13 protein-coding genes are annotated in these 16,382 nt (G+C 59.2%); 5 read left to right on the top strand and 8 right to left on the bottom strand.

Annotated features, from left to right (window positions below):
* Positions 1-108: 108 nt before the first annotated feature.
* From C3Z11_RS03535 to C3Z11_RS03510, 6 genes are all read right to left on the bottom strand, one after another.
* Positions 109-1,110: an SDR family NAD(P)-dependent oxidoreductase gene (locus C3Z11_RS03535; RefSeq protein WP_106476333.1), complete on the bottom strand. Its 1,002-nt coding sequence runs from the start codon at positions 1,108-1,110 to the stop codon at positions 109-111.
* Positions 1,107-2,864, bottom strand: coding sequence for an ArnT family glycosyltransferase (locus tag C3Z11_RS03530; protein WP_106476331.1), 1,758 nt, complete (start codon positions 2,862-2,864; stop codon positions 1,107-1,109). The genes C3Z11_RS03535 and C3Z11_RS03530 overlap by 4 nt, the downstream gene beginning before the upstream one ends.
* Positions 2,865-2,910: 46 nt before the next feature.
* Positions 2,911-3,183: a lipid-A-disaccharide synthase N-terminal domain-containing protein gene (locus C3Z11_RS03525; protein ID WP_106476329.1), complete on the bottom strand. Its 273-nt coding sequence runs from the start codon at positions 3,181-3,183 to the stop codon at positions 2,911-2,913.
* Positions 3,180-3,977 carry a glycosyltransferase family 2 protein gene (locus tag C3Z11_RS03520; protein ID WP_106476327.1) on the bottom strand — a complete coding sequence of 266 codons (798 nt, stop codon included), beginning with the start codon at positions 3,975-3,977 and terminating at the stop codon, positions 3,180-3,182. The genes C3Z11_RS03525 and C3Z11_RS03520 overlap by 4 nt, the downstream gene beginning before the upstream one ends.
* Positions 3,978-4,166: 189 nt before the next feature.
* A complete protein-coding gene (locus C3Z11_RS03515) occupies positions 4,167-5,117 on the bottom strand; it encodes a homoserine kinase (RefSeq protein ID WP_106476326.1) in 951 nt (316 codons plus the stop codon).
* Positions 5,118-5,252: 135 nt separating this feature from the next.
* Positions 5,253-5,546 carry a DUF2782 domain-containing protein gene (locus tag C3Z11_RS03510; protein WP_106476324.1) on the bottom strand — a complete coding sequence of 98 codons (294 nt, stop codon included), beginning with the start codon at positions 5,544-5,546 and terminating at the stop codon, positions 5,253-5,255.
* Between the two features lie 392 nt (positions 5,547-5,938).
* On the opposite strand from C3Z11_RS03510, the gene polA reads away from it, so the two are divergent.
* The 5 genes from polA (at position 5,939) to oxlT (ending at position 13,619) form a co-directional block, all read left to right on the top strand.
* Positions 5,939-8,752 (top strand): DNA polymerase I, encoded by a 2,814-nt coding sequence (gene polA, locus C3Z11_RS03505; RefSeq protein WP_106476322.1) that lies wholly within the window; start codon positions 5,939-5,941, stop codon positions 8,750-8,752.
* 131 nt (positions 8,753-8,883) lie between these two features.
* Complete coding sequence (gene gndA / locus C3Z11_RS03500) at positions 8,884-10,296, top strand: NADP-dependent phosphogluconate dehydrogenase (protein WP_106476320.1); 1,413 nt, start codon at positions 8,884-8,886, stop codon at positions 10,294-10,296.
* A gap of 559 nt (positions 10,297-10,855) precedes the next feature.
* Positions 10,856-11,668: a formate/nitrite transporter family protein gene (locus C3Z11_RS03495; RefSeq protein WP_106476318.1), complete on the top strand. Its 813-nt coding sequence runs from the start codon at positions 10,856-10,858 to the stop codon at positions 11,666-11,668.
* A gap of 43 nt (positions 11,669-11,711) precedes the next feature.
* A complete protein-coding gene (gene cynS, locus C3Z11_RS03490; RefSeq protein ID WP_106476316.1) occupies positions 11,712-12,152 on the top strand; it encodes a cyanase in 441 nt (146 codons plus the stop codon).
* Positions 12,153-12,299: 147 nt separating this feature from the next.
* Positions 12,300-13,619, top strand: coding sequence for an oxalate/formate MFS antiporter (gene oxlT / locus C3Z11_RS03485; RefSeq protein ID WP_106476314.1), 1,320 nt, complete (start codon positions 12,300-12,302; stop codon positions 13,617-13,619).
* A gap of 81 nt (positions 13,620-13,700) precedes the next feature.
* Here oxlT and C3Z11_RS03480 read toward each other — a convergent pair whose 3' ends face one another.
* Both C3Z11_RS03480 and C3Z11_RS03475 read right to left on the bottom strand, forming a co-directional pair.
* Positions 13,701-15,050 (bottom strand): MFS transporter, encoded by a 1,350-nt coding sequence (locus C3Z11_RS03480; protein WP_106476312.1) that lies wholly within the window; start codon positions 15,048-15,050, stop codon positions 13,701-13,703.
* Between the two features lie 206 nt (positions 15,051-15,256).
* Complete coding sequence (locus C3Z11_RS03475) at positions 15,257-16,255, bottom strand: LysR family transcriptional regulator (RefSeq protein WP_262927213.1); 999 nt, start codon at positions 16,253-16,255, stop codon at positions 15,257-15,259.
* Between the last annotated feature and the right edge of the window lie 127 nt (positions 16,256-16,382).

Below are 16,382 nucleotides of genomic sequence, written 5' to 3'. Positions count from 1 at the left end.
TGCAAGCACAAAATTAAAGTTTGATTAATTTCCCACAAATTCCGTCTCTTTTTATAAGAGAACACCGTATTTTTTCATCGCATGCTTTTTTTTAGCCTTGCGGGCATCTCAGCGTGTCAGCTGCGCTGAATGTTGCCAGGTGGGGCGGGGTGTATCCGCGTATCCTTTTGCCTTGAACCAATTGGCAAATTGCGTGACACCTTCAGCTAACGACACCTTGGGCACAAATCCTGTCACTGCTTCAAGTGCTGAAGTGTCTGCCCAGGTGCGCTCGACGTCGCCCTGTTGCATGGGCAACCAGTTTTTGTACGCCTCACGTCCCAGCGCTTGCTCAAGCGTGGTGATGAAGTCGAGCAGTGCCATCGGCTTGCCGCGGCCGATGTTGAGTATCCGATGAGGCGGCTGCTGTTCAGGACATTGCATTACCAGTCTGACCATGGCTTCGATCACATCGTCGATATAAGTGAAATCGCGCGCCATCTCACCGTTGTTGAAGATGTCGATCGGTTCGCCGCGCAGGATGCGCTCAGCAAATAGCCAAGGTGCCATGTCGGGCCGGCCCCATGGACCATAAACAGTAAAAAAGCGCAGCCCTGTACTCTTGAGCCCGTAAAGATCGGCGTAGCTCTGAGCCATCAGCTCATTGGCGCGCTTGGTTGCGGCATACAGTGAGGCGGGCTGGTCGACCCGATCGCTTTCCTTGAATGGCAGAGTGTCGTTGCGGCCATATACTGAACTTGATGAGGCGTAGAGCAGATGCCGGACATCATGATGGCGGCAGGCTTCCAGAATATTCAAAAAGCCCACTAGGTTGCTCGTGCCATAGCCATAAGGGTGTGTAATGGAATGACGTACGCCGGCCTGAGCGGCCAGATGAATGACGTGACTGAAGCCCTCGGTGACAAACAGCGCCTCGAGCGTGTCGCGATCGGCAACGTCGATACGTCGGAAGGCCGCCTCGGGCAACATGGCCAAACGTGCCTGCTTGAGCGCCACGGAGTAGTAGCTATTGAGATTATCCACGCCGACCACCTCGATGCCGTCATCTAACAGACGACGGACAAGATGAAAGCCGATAAAGCCGGCAGCACCGGTCACTAATATTTTCATGGCAAATTCCTGTCGTTCTGCCAAGTAGTCGGGGCGCGATAAAGTGGCGCGGCGGCAGGATCGCCGGCACATTGAGTGGCCGCCGTGCCGGGTAGCAGATACCAGTTGACGCGATCTTTGAAGCTCAACGCATGGGTCTGATCGGTAGTGATGCAGGGATATTTTTTGAGTTGCCCTTCGCTCAGCAGCGCCCAGCGCTGAGTGGGCGCCTTGATGAGCCAGGCAAACATGCGCCTCATCTGCGCCTCAGCCGGCGTGTCATCACCAAAGTGCACCACTGGCTGGCGGGCCTGCAGCACCATTGCTTCGCTGAAGTTGGGCAGCGCCAGTGGTGCGTCGCCGGTTTGAGCATGGATATCGGTCATCAATGCCCGCATCGAGCGCGAGTCATCCATCAATGCATAGCCCCAGCTTGACCACAGTAGCCAGAACATCGTAAGCCAGGTGCCTAGCATCCACAGGCCTCGGCGCGGCGGCAGCCAATACGCCATGGCTGCGGTCAGCACGCCTATCGTCAGCCACCATGCCCAAGGCGCAAAACCGTGTTCTTCGGCCAGCCGCGCCAGTGCCGGCAGACCGAAAGCGCCAAGCACGCCGGCAATAGCGAGCAGGGCGCCGAGCAGGACGGCCAATCCCCAGGCGAGCCGGTTGAACCATACCCGCTTGAGTAGCCCCGGCAGCAGGGGCGCCATGGCAAGCACAAACATCGCCGTACCCGGCAGCATATAAACGCCGCGTTTGCCCGGGCTGAACGAGAAGAACACCACCATCAACACCACAAATGACAGCGGCATCACCAGGCGCGGGTCGCTGCGTTTGATGCGCCGCCACCAGTTAGGCACCGCCCACGGTAGCGCAAGGCTCAGCGGCAGCCAGGCCCAGGGAAGCACTTCAAGGATGTAATAGTAGAACGGCTCGAGGTGATGCCAGGAGTCGGTGTAGCGCTGGCCGGTCTGCTTGAACAGGATATTGTTGCGATAGGCATCGAAGCTTGGGTCATGGCTCAGCGCGGTATACACAATCATCGGCAGCCCCCATAGCGCGATGGTGGCGACCAATGTGGCTAGCCCGCCGCCAAGGTCACGCCAGGCCAGCGGGCAGACCTGCCAGTGCCCTGGACGGGCGATGCGCTTGACAAGGCGGGGCAGAAACCAGGCAGGCAGCAGCAGCAGCGGCAGGAAGCCGACGCCTTTGGTGATAATGCCAAGCCCCATCGCCACGCACGCCACGTACCACCAGCCGCGTGCCGGTCCTAACAGGGCGTGCCGGAGGGCGCCATAGAGGCCGAGGGTGATGAAGAAGGTTACCAGCATGTCGATTTGAGCGGTCTTGGCCTGCAGCGTGAACTGCACCGTCAACAGCAGCCCCAGACCGGTCAGGCCGGCGATGCGCGGCCCATACATGCGCTTGGCAAGATCCGTAACCATTGCCAGCGCGCCCAGTCCGCCAAGTAGCGACGGCAACAAAAAAGCGACCTTGAGGCTACCGGTCAGCCATAGCCCCAGCGCGATTGCCCACATGAAGATGGGCGGTTTGTCAGGGTAGAGTTCACCCGCGCGGTGCGGAATCAGCCATTGGCCGGTATCGAGCATCTCCTGAGCGATCAGCGCGAAGCGAGGCTCATCGGCGGGCCACGGCGCACGCCAGCCAATGCCGATGCTGAATATAATCAGTCCCAGCAGTAGCACCCAGGGCAACGGGTGGCGAGCGAACCAGTGTGTAAAGGGCAAGGTAGGGGATCCGGCACGGGGCATGGCGAGTAATATCCTGTGACGATAAGAGCAGCGGGAGGCGTTCGGGTCAGGCGCTGGTGCGCTGCTCACGCCGAATCAGCGCGAGATTGCGCAGATAGATGAACAGGCCCGAAGCCTGACCAACGATAAAGACAGGATCTCGACGGTAGATCGCATAGGCCAGCAGGGTGAGTCCGCCGCCCAGGCTGAAGTACCAGAACAAAGTGGGCATGATGCTGCGCTTGGCGCGTTCGCTGGCCAGCCATTGGATAATGAAGCGTGCTGAAAATAACGCCTGACCCAAAAAACCGATCATTACCCACAGCGTTTCTGCCGTCATGCCTTGTGCTCCATGACATGCGGGGTGGTAGTGTGCTGCGGCGAGGACTCCATCTCTTGACTGGGCGTACTGTTCTGCGGGGTGAGCAACGGTGCGGGTAGACGGCTGCGGCGCTGCAGCCAGGCAACGCCGAACAGGTCGACAACGCCAACCTTGAGACGGTCCCAAGTGGCATATTTCGATACGCCAGCCTGACGCGCGCGGTGACCGACCGGCCAGGAGATACAGCCTTCACCTTGGGCGCGGACCAGCGCGGGCAGAAAGCGGTGCATATGGTTGAAGTAAGGCAGCCTGAGGAAGACGTCACGACGCATGACTTTGATCCCGCAGCCGGTATCGGGAGTGGCGTCCTTGAGCATCCAGGCGCGTACGCCGTTGGCAACGCGCGACGAGACTCGCTTGATCCAGTCGTCATTGCGCTGCACGCGCTGGCCCGCCACCATGGCGACGTCACCCTGGCGGGCGCGCTCCAGCATGGCCGGTAGATCGGCGGGGTCATTCTGACCGTCACCGTCGAGCGTGCCCAGCCATTCTCCATGCGCCTGATATGCAGCTTGCCATACTGAGGTGCTCTGCCCTGCACTGCGCTCATGACGAAACGGGCGCAAGCGGGCATCACGTGCTGCACACTCACTTAATACTCTCCAGGTTGCATCACTGGACCCATCGTCGATAACGATGACTTCGTAGTCGATGTCGCGGCAGGCCTGCTCGATTTCGTGGAGCAGGCGTGGCAGGTTGCCGGCCTCGTCCTTGGCGGGAATCAGGACGGAAAATTCAGGGCGATAGGACATCACTAGCTACCGTGAAATTTAAGAGATTGCTTAGTGTAGTAACTAAATACTTAAGGGATAATTAAGCAAGTAGATAACTTGGACCATCCGCTAGCCGGGGAAGAAAATAATAAAGCCACTTTAGCTCTTCATAATAGCGCTAGCTCTCCTTGATCCTGTGTGCTCCTTTCGCGTGCGTCTTTTTCTTTCTCATGCGGGAAGTGCCGGTACACCATTGGCAATACGCGCACGCAGGATGTCGCGATACTGATGGGGATCCTTCGGTGTCAGCGCATGGGCGGGCGGGTCGACATAGACCACCAGCAGGCGTGACAGCCAGTAACGCAGCGCCGTCATGCGTACCATCATCGGCCATAGCTCGCGCTCACGGGCATTGAATGGGCGCTCAGCGGCGTAGTGGGTGATGATCGCATCATAGCGCGGCTGGTCGAGGCTGCCGTCGGCATGGCTGCACCAGTCATTGATCACGATCGCCAGATCGAAGATCAGATCGCCCGTGCAACCGTTGTAGAAATCGATCAGTCCGCCGAGTTCATCGCCGTCAAACAGGGTGTTGTCGCGGAATAGATCGCCATGCAGGGCACCCTGAGGCAGACCGGTATCCTGGCCGAGCTCAGCATGATAAGCATCGACTTCATCGAGCATCAGCGTTTGATCTTTATCGCACAGGTAAGCCATTACCTGGGCATGACGCGCTTTTATCCAGCGCAGATCACGCGGATTGGGACGATGGCCGGGAAATGTCTGCGAGGCATGGTGCAGTCGGCCGAGGGCGGCGCCAATCGCACTGCACTGCGCCAGGCTCGGCTGGTCGGGGTGACTGCCGGGTAGGCGTGGGAAAAGCAGGGCGGGGCGGTCGGCCAGACGTTGCAACGCGACGCCGCCATGATCATGAAGCGGTCCCGGCACCGGCAGGTCGCGAGCGCTCAGATAGTCGAGCAGTTCGACGAAAAACGGCAGCTCCTCCTGCTCGCCCTGCTCAAACAGGGTCAGGACCAGCGCGTGCCGATCGGTCGTGACAAAAAACGTTGAATTCTCGGTACCGCTGGATACCTCTGCAAGCTCAACGAGTTGTCCGGCATCGAAACGTTGTAAAAAGGACGCGACTTGTTCGTCGCTTAAAGGGGTAAAAACCGCCATAACACTCCCGCCGCATAAATTTAAGCCGCCGTACTCACGGCGCACGCCGGCGAGAGTTTATCATCTGATAGTCGCCTGCTTGCACTCAAACTGAATGTTTGGAGGCAAAAACCAAATATCACCGTTTAACCGGCATCACCATTTAAACAGCACCCATTGAGGCACCTTGATACGTTGCCCTTCGATATTGGAGCGCTCGAAGTTGCCGTCCCCATCGCTATCGACCAGGTAATAGGGCTTGCCTACCTTGGGCACGACTTCAATGGCATAAAGCTCACCGTTGACACGATATTCACGGATCATCCGGTCATCTTCCTGACGTACGGTGATATCCGGTTCGGCAGCCTGTTGATCGCTCTCGGCCATGGCATGGTGACTGCCAAGCGGTGCAAGCAGTACAAGCGATAAGATAAAAAGCGCACGTTTCATAGCGACTTCCTCCTTTCAGCAGTAGCGGGCGTGATCTCAGTTTATGTCGAACCGTAACGTCATGCATCTGCTTTGCAATATGATGTTTGCGCGGGCGAATGGCACCAGAGTAAACCACCATACGCACGTGTAAGGCCTATGATTCATGGGGCCATTGATAAGCGTAACAGATGCCCGCGTGGCAGACCTGTGGCCAGATATGTGGCTGTGATAACGGCCGAACCGCAGAGACGCTTTAATAGCGTTGAGATGCAGTACAGGGTGCAAAGCCAGGCTTGCTGTCACTACCCACAGGCTACTATTGATGATGAGGCCTGACAGCCCGGTGCGGGCTTGCGTATCATGGCGCTATTCCCCGTTTATTCATGAAATATCGCCGGAGTGTTCTGTTCATGCCGTCTAAGGCCGCCGCTGCCCCGATCGTCCTCGTCGACGGTTCTGCCTATCTTTATCGCGCTTTTCATGCGCTGCCACCTCTTTCCACCTCATCCGGTCAGCCGACCGGCGCGGTGCGTGGCGTGGTCGCGATGCTCAAGAGCCTGATCAAGCAATATCCCGATAGCCCGATGGCAGTAGTGTTCGATGCCAAGGGCAAGACGTTTCGCGACGAGCTTTATGAGCAGTACAAGGCCCACCGTCCGCCGATGCCGGATGATCTGCGTGAACAGATCCAGCCGCTGCACGACTGCGTACGTGCACTGGGATTGCCGCTGCTCGCCATCGAAGGGGTCGAGGCCGACGACGTGATCGGCACGCTGGCGCGGCAAGCCACCGAGGCGGGACGTGACGCGATCATCTCGACCGGCGACAAGGACATGGCGCAGCTGGTCAACCAGCACATCACCATGGTCAACACAATGAAGAACGAGACGCTGGATGTGGCCGGCGTTGAGCAGAAGTTCGGCATTCCGCCTCATCTGATTATCGATTACTTGGCCTTGATGGGTGACAGCGTCGATAACATTCCCGGCGTACCCGGCGTTGGTCAGAAAACGGCGCTGGCCTTGTTGAACGGCATTGGCGGTGGGCTCGACGCCATCTACGCCGATCTTGATCGCGTGGCCACTCTCGGCTTTCGCGGTGCCAAATCGATGCCCAAGAAGCTCGAAGAGCATCGCGAACAGGCGTTTCTCTCCTACAAGCTCGCTACCATCAAGGTTGACTGCGAACTGCCGGTCGGGCTCGACGAGCTCGGGCTCGCCGCGCCTGATCGCGAGGCGCTGCTTGAGCTTTATCGCCGCCTCGAGTTCAAGGGCTGGCTAGCTGAGCTGCTTGACGCCGGTGAAGGCGAGCAGGGCACGCCCGATGTGCCCGTCGGCGAAGGCAGTGCCGATGACGGTGCGGGCGATACGGTAGACAGCGAAGCGTCAGCGCTGGCCTCCGAGCATCACGAGTATACGGCGGTACTTGAACGCGAGGTGTTTGATGCCTGGCTCGAGCGTCTCAAGGCGACAAGTGAATTCTGCTTTGATCTCGAGACCACCAGCCTCAATTACATGGAGGCCGAGATTGTCGGTATCGGCCTGGCGATCGTGCCGGGCGAGGCGATCTATATTCCCGTCGCCCACGATTATCTCGATGCACCTGCACAGCTCGATCGCCACGAGGTGCTCACCGCGCTCAAGCCGCTGCTCGAAGACGCCTCGATCGGCAAGATCGGCCAGAATCTCAAGTACGATATCGAGGTGCTGGCGCGCTACGATATTGCCGTTAATGGGGCACTGACCGATACCATGCTCGAGTCCTATGTGCTCAATTCGACCGCAACGCGCCATGACATGGATTCGCTGGCGCTGGCGTATCTCGGGCACAAGACCACCAGCTTCACGGACATCGCCGGTAAGGGCGCCAAGCAGCTCACCTTCAATCAGGTCGCACTGGAACAGGCTATGCCCTACGCCTGTGAAGATGTTGACGTCACTCTGCGTCTTCATGCCCATCTGCGTCCACGCATCGACAATGAAGGCCGGCTGGGCGAGGTGCTCGATACGCTTGAGCTGCCTTTGATTCCGGTACTGACGCGGATGGAGCGTACCGGCGTGCGCATCGACACCCAACAGCTCGGTGAATTGAGCCGCGAGCTCGACGAGCGTATCCGCGTACTCGAGCGTGATGCCTTCGAGCTGGCCGGTCGTGAATTCAATCTTGGCTCGCCCAAGCAGCTCGGCGAAATTCTGTTCGAAGAACAGAAAATTCCGGTGCTCAAGAAAACGCCCAAGGGCGCACCGAGTACTGCTGAAGCCGTGCTTGAGGAGCTTGCGCTCGACTATCCGCTGCCCAAGGTGATCATGGAGCACCGCGGTCTGACCAAGCTCAAATCGACCTACACCGACAAGCTGCCCCAGCTGCTCGATCCGATCAGTGGCCGCATCCACACCAGCTATCATCAGGCGGTGACCGCGACCGGGCGGCTGTCTTCCTCAGACCCTAACCTGCAGAATATTCCGGTGCGCACCGAGCAGGGCCGCAAGATCCGGCGTGCTTTCACCGCAGCGCCGGGCTACCGCATCGTCGCGGCCGACTATTCGCAGATTGAGTTGCGCATCATGGCGCATCTGTCCGGTGACAAGGGACTGCTCGATGCCTTCGCCCATGATCGCGACATCCACACCGCCACCGCGGCCGAAGTATTCGGCACCGCGCCTGAGAAGGTCAGTAACGATCAGCGTCGCAGTGCCAAGGCGATCAACTTCGGGTTGATCTACGGTATGAGCGCCTGGGGGCTGGCAAAGCAGCTGCGCGTCGAGGCCAAGCAGGCCAAGATCTACATTGAGCGTTACTTCGAGCGTTATCCCGGGGTAGCGCGCTTCATGGACGCCATTCGCGCCCAGGCCGCTGAGGATGGCTACGTTGAAACCGTATTTGGCCGCCGCCTCTACGTGCCGGAGATCAATTCACGCAACCACGCCCGCCGCCAGGCCGCTGAGCGCACTGCAATCAACGCGCCGATGCAGGGCACTGCGGCGGATATCATCAAGCGTGCAATGATCCAGGTCGATGCCTGGTTGCAGGCCAAGCGCCGCAGCGGCGAACTGGATGCACTGATGGTGATGCAGGTTCATGACGAGCTGGTATTCGAGGTCAAGACCGAGCAGGTGGACTCCTTTATCCAAGAGGTTAAGCAGCGTATGCAGGCGGCGGGCAATCTCGATGTGCCGCTCATCGTTGAAGCCAATGTCGGAGATAATTGGGACGAAGCGCATTGATGATGCCAGGCGATTATTGATCGAATAACGCATCGGACAAGCTTGCGCGCCCAGAGTGAGTTACATTTACCGGACGCATGTAAACGACCGCCCCTTGAGGCGGTCGATTTTCGAATATGGAGCAGATTCAGATGAGCAAACAGCAAATCGGCGTGATTGGCATGGCGGTGATGGGGCGCAACCTGGCGCTCAACATTGAAAGCCGTGGCTATACGGTGTCGATCTTCAACCGCTCGCGTGAAAAGACCGACGAAGTCATAGCGCAAAACCCCGACAAGAAGCTGGTGCCGATGTACGATCTCGAGTCGTTCGTCAACTCGCTTGAGTCTCCACGCCGTATCCTGCTGATGGTGCAGGCCGGTGAGCCCACCGACCGGACCATCGCCTCACTCAAGCCCTATCTCGACAAAGGCGATATCCTGATTGATGGCGGCAACACAGCCTTCGAGGACACTATTCGTCGCAACCAGGAACTGTCGAAGGAAGGCTTCAACTTCATCGGTACTGGCGTTTCAGGCGGTGAAGAAGGCGCGCTCAAGGGCCCGTCGATCATGCCGGGTGGTCAGAAGGAAGCCTATGAGCTGGTCGCACCGATCCTTGAGAAAATCGCGGCCACGGCCGAAGGTGAGCCGTGCGTAAGCTATGTAGGTCCGGACGGTGCCGGCCACTATGTCAAGATGGTGCATAACGGCATCGAATATGGCGACATGCAGCTCATCGCCGAAGCCTATGCGATCCTCAAGGGCACTCTCGGGCTCTCCAATGCTCAGCTCGCCGATATTTTCACCGAATGGAACGAGGGCGAACTCGACAGCTACCTGATCGAGATCACTTCGAAGATTTTCAGAAAGCGTGACGACAAGAGCGGCAAGGATGTAGTGGATGTGATCCTTGACTCTGCCGGGCAGAAGGGTACCGGCAAGTGGACCAGCAAGAGCGCGCTCGATCTCGGTGTGCCGTTGCCGTTGATTACCGAGTCGGTGTTTGCGCGTTTCATCTCGTCGCTCAAGGATGAACGCGTCGCAGCATCAAAGGTACTCAAGGGGCCGGAAAAAAAGGCGCTGACCATCGACGAGAAGACGTTTATCGAGAACGTGCGCAAGGCGCTTTACTTCAGCAAGATCACCTCCTACGCCCAGGGGTTCGCGCAGATGCGTGCCGCGTCCGCTGCCTACGACTGGAACCTCAACTACGGCGAAATCGCCAAACTGTTCCGCGCCGGCTGCATCATTCGTGCGCGCTTTTTGCAGAAGATTACCGATGCCTATCAGGATAATCCGGAACTCGACAACCTGCTGATGGCGCCGTACTTCACCGACATCGCGGCGCGTTACCAGCAGGCGGTACGTGACGTGATTAGTCATGCGGTACAAAACGGTATTGCGGTGCCGACCTTCTCCTCAGCGATGGCTTACTACGACAGCTACCGCGCCGAGCAGCTGCCGGCTAACCTGATCCAGGCCCAGCGAGATTTCTTCGGTGCGCACACCTATAAGCGTATCGATGAAGAAGGCATCTTCCACACTGAGTGGCTGGAAGGCTGATCTTGTTATTGTCTGATTGAGCAAGATTGTCGCAATGCAAAGGCCTCGCCATTCGGCGGGGCTTTTTGATTTCTGACCACCATTAATGATACGCGCTGGTGCGATACGTATCCGCTTTGCACCGAGGTGGCGCTTCCCGGAGGCTATCGGGGTACTTCGATAGACAGGATGAGTTATCAGGGCGCTGAAATGTCTGGAAATTTTTGCCGTTGGCACGGCGCTCGCTAAAGCTGAAACGACGGTCAGCGGTGAGTGCTCCCGTTCATCGAAGTGCAACGCTTGCAACGACGCCGGCGTAGCCTGGCACAGGATGATGTTATGTCCCGTGGCGATGGTGGTGCACCAAGCGCTTTCACGAATGACAGCCGTCGTGTGAATGCAGGCAAAGGCGCCTGATGCTGCGAAGCGTGCTTCGTATCATCAGGCGCCTTTTTAGCTTGTATGCCTAATATGAACTGCGTACGGCGCCGAGTCGCTCAGTCATCGACACGCAACGGTTGACCTGCAGAGGTTGCAGGTCTTGAGCTTCAGCCATCATAAGCACAACAGGAAATTGGCCATGTCCTATCTCGTCCCAGCAGAGTTCGCCACCAAGATGGTGGATTCCGGCGAATCAAAAATCTTCATGTCGACCCGCGACACGCTGATCCGCGCCTACATGGCCGGCGCCATCCTGGCGCTGGCGGCGGTATTCGCTGTCACCGTCACGGTACAGACCGGCGTGCCGCTGCTCGGGGCCGTGCTGTTCCCGGTCGGCTTCGTGATGCTCTATCTGATGGGGTTCGATCTGCTCACTGGCGTGTTCATGCTGACGCCGCTGGCGCTGCTGGACGGCCGCGCCGGGGTGACCGTCAAACGGGTGCTGCGCAACTGGGGGCTGGTCTTCGTTGGCAACTTCGCCGGTGCGCTCACCGTCGCCTTCATGATGGCGTTCGTCTTCACCTTCGGTTTCTCTACCGATCCGGGCATTGTCGGCGAGAAAATCGCCGGTATAGGCGAATCGCGTACGCTGGGCTATGCGCAGTATGGCCTCGCCGGCTGGGTAACCATCTTCATTCGCGGCATGCTGTGCAACTGGATGGTGTCGATGGGTGTGGTGGGCGCGATGATCTCCACCTCGGTGAGTGGCAAAGTACTCGCGATGTGGATGCCGATCATGCTGTTCTTCTTCATGGGCTTCGAGCACTCCGTGGTCAACATGTTCCTGTTCCCCTCGGCGATGATCATGGGAGGCGGCTTCTCGGTCATGGATTACCTGGTCTGGAATGAGATCCCCACGGCGTTGGGCAATCTGGTCGGCGGTCTCGCCTTTACCGGCCTGACCATCTATGCCACCCATGTCAAAACCGGTCCCAGGCGCAATCTGGCTTGATGCCCTTTCCGTTCAGTTCTCTCTCATACCCAGGAGTCGAAGCGTGGATAAACTTGAAATGCATCACACCCTGCTGGCTGCCAAGGCCCGCAAGAAGCTGAGCTGGGACGCATTGGGCGAAGCTGTTGGCCATTCGCCGGTATGGGTAGCCTCGGTCTGCTACGGCATGAACAGCGCACCACCCGAGGCGGCGCGCGGGATCGCCGCGGCGCTCGAACTCGACGACAATGTGGTCGCCGCGCTGGAAGCCTTTCCGACCAAGACCTGGGACCAGGCGATTCCGCAGGACCCTCTGATCTATCGGCTCTACGAAATTGTTGGCGTCTACGGTCCCACGCTCAAGGATGTGATTCAGGAGAAGTTCGGCGATGGCATCATGAGCGCCATCGATTTCGCCATGGAGGTTGAGCGCCAGCCGGACCCGAAGGGCGACCGGGTAGTGATCACCATGAACGGCAAGTTCCTGCCTTATAGAAGCTGGTAACCGGCCCTGCCCCATCATGTCTCATAGAGGCCCCGCCACGGCGGGGCTTTTTTGTACCCGCATAACGTGTACGAAGGTAGGGCTGGATTGGCACGGGGATTGCTTGAGGAAAATAAATGATAGTAGCCATCCTTTGGAGCCAACTGCATGAGCAGTGATCTTATTGCCCACCGTGTCGCCGCGACCCGATTGAACAGAACGCGCTGGACCCAACTGGCCGCTGGGGTCATCTGCATGATGGCCATTTCCAGCCCGCAGTACGTGTGGACGCTATTTACCGGGCCCATGACCCAAAAGCTCGGCGTCTCGCTGGCCGAGATTCAGGTCACCTTTTCCATCCTCATCGTCCTGCAGACCTTCTTCTCGCCGCTGCAGGGCTACCTGGCCGACCGCTTCGGCCTGCGCCGCCTGATCGCCATCGGCTGTGCGCTGACCGGGCTGAGCTGGATGCTAGCCAGTCAGGCCACCTCACTGTCGGCGTTCTATCTGACTTACGGCCTGCTGGGCGGGCTGGGCACCGGGATCGTTTACATCGGCACCGTCGGCCTGATGGTGCGCTGGTTTCCGGATCGGCGCGGTTTTGCCGTCGGCGCCGTTGCTGCGGGCTACGGCTTCGGCGCGATGCTCACCACCTTCCCGATCAGCCACAGCCTGAGCGCCGCCGGACTGGAGTCGACCCTGATCACCTTCGGCCTGATCATCGGCATCGTGGGGCTGGTCGCCTCGCAGTGCCTGCGCATGCCGCCCAGGACGCTGCAGGAAAAGCAGCCCGCCGTGACCGCCAAGGCCAGCTCGGTGCCGGATACCGCGCCGCGGCAGATGCTCAAGACGCCGGTGTTCTGGCTGATGTTCGCCATGTTCACCATGATGTCGACGTCCGGCCTGATGGTGATCTCGCAGATGGCCAGCTTCGCCGAGGATTTCGGCATGACCAACGTGGCGATCTTCGGCATGGCAGCGGTGCCGCTGGCGCTGAGTATCGACCGGATCTGCAACGGTCTGACCCGGCCGCTGTTCGGCTGGATCTCCGACCGCTTCGGCCGCGAGAACACTATGGGCCTGGCGTTTCTGCTCGAAGGCATCGCGATGATGGTGTGGCTGAATACCAGCGACAGCCCGGTGCTGTTCGTGCTGCTGTCCGGCATCGTCTTCCTCGGCTGGGGCGAGATATTCTCGCTGTTCCCGTCAACGCTGACCGATACCTTCGGCACGCGCCACGCCACCACCAACTACGGCTTTTTGTACATGGCGCAGGGGATCGGCGCGATCATCGGCGGTCCGGCAGCGGCCTTGCTGCACCAGTACACCGGCAGTTGGACGCCAATCTTCTCGATTGCGATCGGCTGCGACATTCTCACCGCCGTGCTGGCGCTGTGCGTACTCAAGCGCATGCGTCAGCGTTGGCTGCAGCGGCAGGAAACTGGGGTGGAGCGCGGTGTCATGCCGCGCTTGCAAATGGTGCAGTAAGCTCCCGCGGCGCGACTTGACGATGCAAAGCGCCCGCCTTTCGGCGGGCGATGTTATTGCAGCTTTTTCCTGCCGCGCAACTCAGCCGCCCGCTTCCGCAGTGGGCTTGATCGTCGTCATGGTCGCTGGCGTACCGTTGCGCAACGCGCTCAACAGCAGTGCAGCAACGAGCACCGGTAATGCCAGCACCAGAAAATAGGATGAGCGCTCCCAGCCGAGTTCGATCAGCACTCCAGCCACGTAAGGGCCAACTACCGCGCCGATACGCCCCATGCCCATTGCCAATCCTGTACCGGTGCTGCGCAACGTGACTGGGAAGACGACAGGAATCGCAACATAAAGCACAGCGATCGTGGTGTAGAGAAAGAAGCCTAGCGTCAGTGCCACGACGATCAGTAAAAGTGGTTCATAGGACATTACGCTAAAGAGCATCATCATCACGAACAGGCCAATCATGGCACCTGCCGCCAGGCGGCGTGCACCGTAGCGGTTAGCAAGCAGGCCGTAGAGCAAGCAGCCCACTGCGCCGCCGATGCTGAGCAGCATCGAGCCGGAAATGCCGCCACTCAGACTCAGCCCTGCGTCGGTCAGTATCTTCGGCGTCCAGCTGACCATGAAGTAAAAGGTCATCATCACGCAGAAGTAGATCGCACAGGCGGCCAGGAACGGCACGCGCTGTTCACCTGTAAGCAGTTCCAGCGGCCGCGTCTTGGTCACCGTTATCACTTCGCGTCGAGGAGGAAGCTCGACCAGCGGAGCTTGTCTGAGCCGGGGCAGGATACGATTGACGCGGTTCAAGGCATTGTCGGTGCGCCGCTCGAGTAAAAAATCGAGCGACTCGGGAAAGCTCATCCATGCCAGCGGCAGCATGACCAGTGCGACCGTACCGCCGAAGACGAATGGTGCGCGCCAGCCGTAAGCGTCGATCAGAAAGACCGAAATCAGCCCGCCAAGGGTAGCGCCGATAGGATAGCCGAGCGAGATGATCGCATTGCACAGGCTGCGCCGCCGCTGGTTGGCATACTCGGTCACGACGATATTGATGGTCGCCAGCACGGCGCCAACGCCGATGCCGGTGAGCAAACGCGCTGCAAACAACTCATAGACACTGCCGGTCATTGCCGACCACAGCATCGATACCAGCAATAGCGATAGACACAACAGCACTGTCGGACGGCGGCCGTAGCGGTCACCGAGCGGCGCGACCAGGAAGGCGCCGATGCCCATGCCAAGCAATCCGGCGCTGAACAGAGCACCGAGCGCCGAGCCCGACAGACCCCAGTGGGCAGCGACTGAGGGTGCGACAAACGCCATCACCAGCACATCGAACCCATCCAGGCCCGCGATGAGGGTGCAGAAGGCAACAATCCAGAGTTGAAACGGTGTCATCGAGCCCGACTTGATCAGGTCGCGTGGGTCTTTCCTCACCATGGGGCAGTCCTTTTAATTGATGTACAGCATGCGGAAAGGGCGCTACAGAACGGCAATGATAGACTGCACCAATGTGTGGCTTTAGCCATCCATCAAAAATCCAATCATCATGATATTTTATTATTTTACTTTAAAATCAACTACTTATATTGATTGCACTTTGGTCGTCCAAGCCTGATGCGGGACGGTAGCCGTGGCAGAAACCGTCAGGCCGGCAGCAAGCGCGGTGCCTGGCGTTGGGTATGGTAGGCGAGCAGCTCATCGATCAGTGCTTGGGCGCAGCCGGGCAGGGCGTTTTGATCACGGACCAGCAGCTGACGTTCGCGGATCGCCCAAGGCTCGTCGATCTCGACGATGCGCAGGCGCATGGTGCGCTGATGGCGGCGCGCGGCGGACTCGGGTATCACACCGATGCCCACGTTGGCCTCGGCCATGCGGCACACCGACTCGAAGCTGGAGACCTGGATGCGCAGCGTAAGCTTGATTCCGTACGCCGCGAAGCGTTCGCGCAGAAACGCGAGCAGCGTACTGCCTTCATGCAGGCCGATATGAGGAAAGCTCAGCAGATCCTCGAACACGATATGACGCCGCCGTGCCAGCTCATGGCGGGGCGCCGTCACGAGCACCAAGCGGTCGGTGCTGAAGTGCCGCGCCTTGAGACCGGGCGTGTTTACCGGACCGGCGACAATGCCCAGATCAGTGCTGCCGTCGAGTACGCCGCGAACGATGTCATGCGTCAGGCGCTCCTTGAGATCGACGGTTACCTCGGGGCGCTGCGCGAGAAAGCGGGCCAGCACCTCGGGCATGAATTCGGTCACCGCAGTGGTATTGGCGAAGATGCGGATGTGGCCGGCGTTGGCGGCGCCCTGCGCGGCGAATTCGCTCTTGAGATGATCGACCTGGCGCAGTACGAGGCGCGCCTGATGGAGCAGGCGCTGACCGGCAGGCGTGAGTTCGACACCGCGGCTGTCACGGTAGAGCAGGCGACAGCCGAGCTGACCTTCCAACGCCTTGATACGCGTGCTGGCGGCGGCGGGCGACAGGCAGGCATGACGTGCTGCCTGTGTCAGGCTCGGCGCCTCGGCGACATGGACGAACAGGCGTAAATCGGCCAGGTCGAAGTGCATGCGGCGCTCCTCGGGGTGAAAGCGGCTGAATGGCCGCAGCTTGAAACTGGACATCGCGCAGCCGTCAATCAACCACACTCGGGCCGATTCGTCGCTTCGACTTTCGCCGCGTCAGTGATCTCTCGAAGCCTGTCGGCCACGCACGTACGTTCATTTTCCGTAGAGTATTTCGTCAGGCGGCGTTCACGCCAGCCGAATGCCGGTT

Origin of the sequence: Phytohalomonas tamaricis, from assembly GCF_003012345.1 — a bacterium.
Taxonomy (GTDB): domain Bacteria; phylum Pseudomonadota; class Gammaproteobacteria; order Pseudomonadales; family Halomonadaceae; genus Phytohalomonas; species Phytohalomonas tamaricis.
This window is presented reverse-complemented; position numbering and strand designations above follow the sequence as displayed.

Excerpts from the sequence above, each read along its gene's own strand:
- C3Z11_RS03495 (WP_106476318.1), top strand. The coding sequence starts at position 10,856 with ATGTCCTATCTCGTCCCAGCAGAGTTCGCCACCAAGATGGTGGATTCC.
- C3Z11_RS03530 (WP_106476331.1), bottom strand. The coding sequence starts at position 2,864 with ATGCCCCGTGCCGGATCCCCTACCTTGCCCTTTACACACTGGTTCGCT.
- C3Z11_RS03520 (WP_106476327.1), bottom strand. The coding sequence starts at position 3,977 with ATGTCCTATCGCCCTGAATTTTCCGTCCTGATTCCCGCCAAGGACGAG.
- polA (WP_106476322.1), top strand. The coding sequence starts at position 5,939 with ATGCCGTCTAAGGCCGCCGCTGCCCCGATCGTCCTCGTCGACGGTTCT.
- C3Z11_RS03515 (WP_106476326.1), bottom strand. The coding sequence starts at position 5,117 with ATGGCGGTTTTTACCCCTTTAAGCGACGAACAAGTCGCGTCCTTTTTA.
- C3Z11_RS03525 (WP_106476329.1), bottom strand. The coding sequence starts at position 3,183 with ATGACGGCAGAAACGCTGTGGGTAATGATCGGTTTTTTGGGTCAGGCG.
- oxlT (WP_106476314.1), top strand. The coding sequence starts at position 12,300 with ATGAGCAGTGATCTTATTGCCCACCGTGTCGCCGCGACCCGATTGAAC.
- C3Z11_RS03510 (WP_106476324.1), bottom strand. The coding sequence starts at position 5,546 with ATGAAACGTGCGCTTTTTATCTTATCGCTTGTACTGCTTGCACCGCTT.
- C3Z11_RS03480 (WP_106476312.1), bottom strand. The coding sequence starts at position 15,050 with ATGGTGAGGAAAGACCCACGCGACCTGATCAAGTCGGGCTCGATGACA.
- gndA (WP_106476320.1), top strand. The coding sequence starts at position 8,884 with ATGAGCAAACAGCAAATCGGCGTGATTGGCATGGCGGTGATGGGGCGC.
- C3Z11_RS03535 (WP_106476333.1), bottom strand. The coding sequence starts at position 1,110 with ATGAAAATATTAGTGACCGGTGCTGCCGGCTTTATCGGCTTTCATCTT.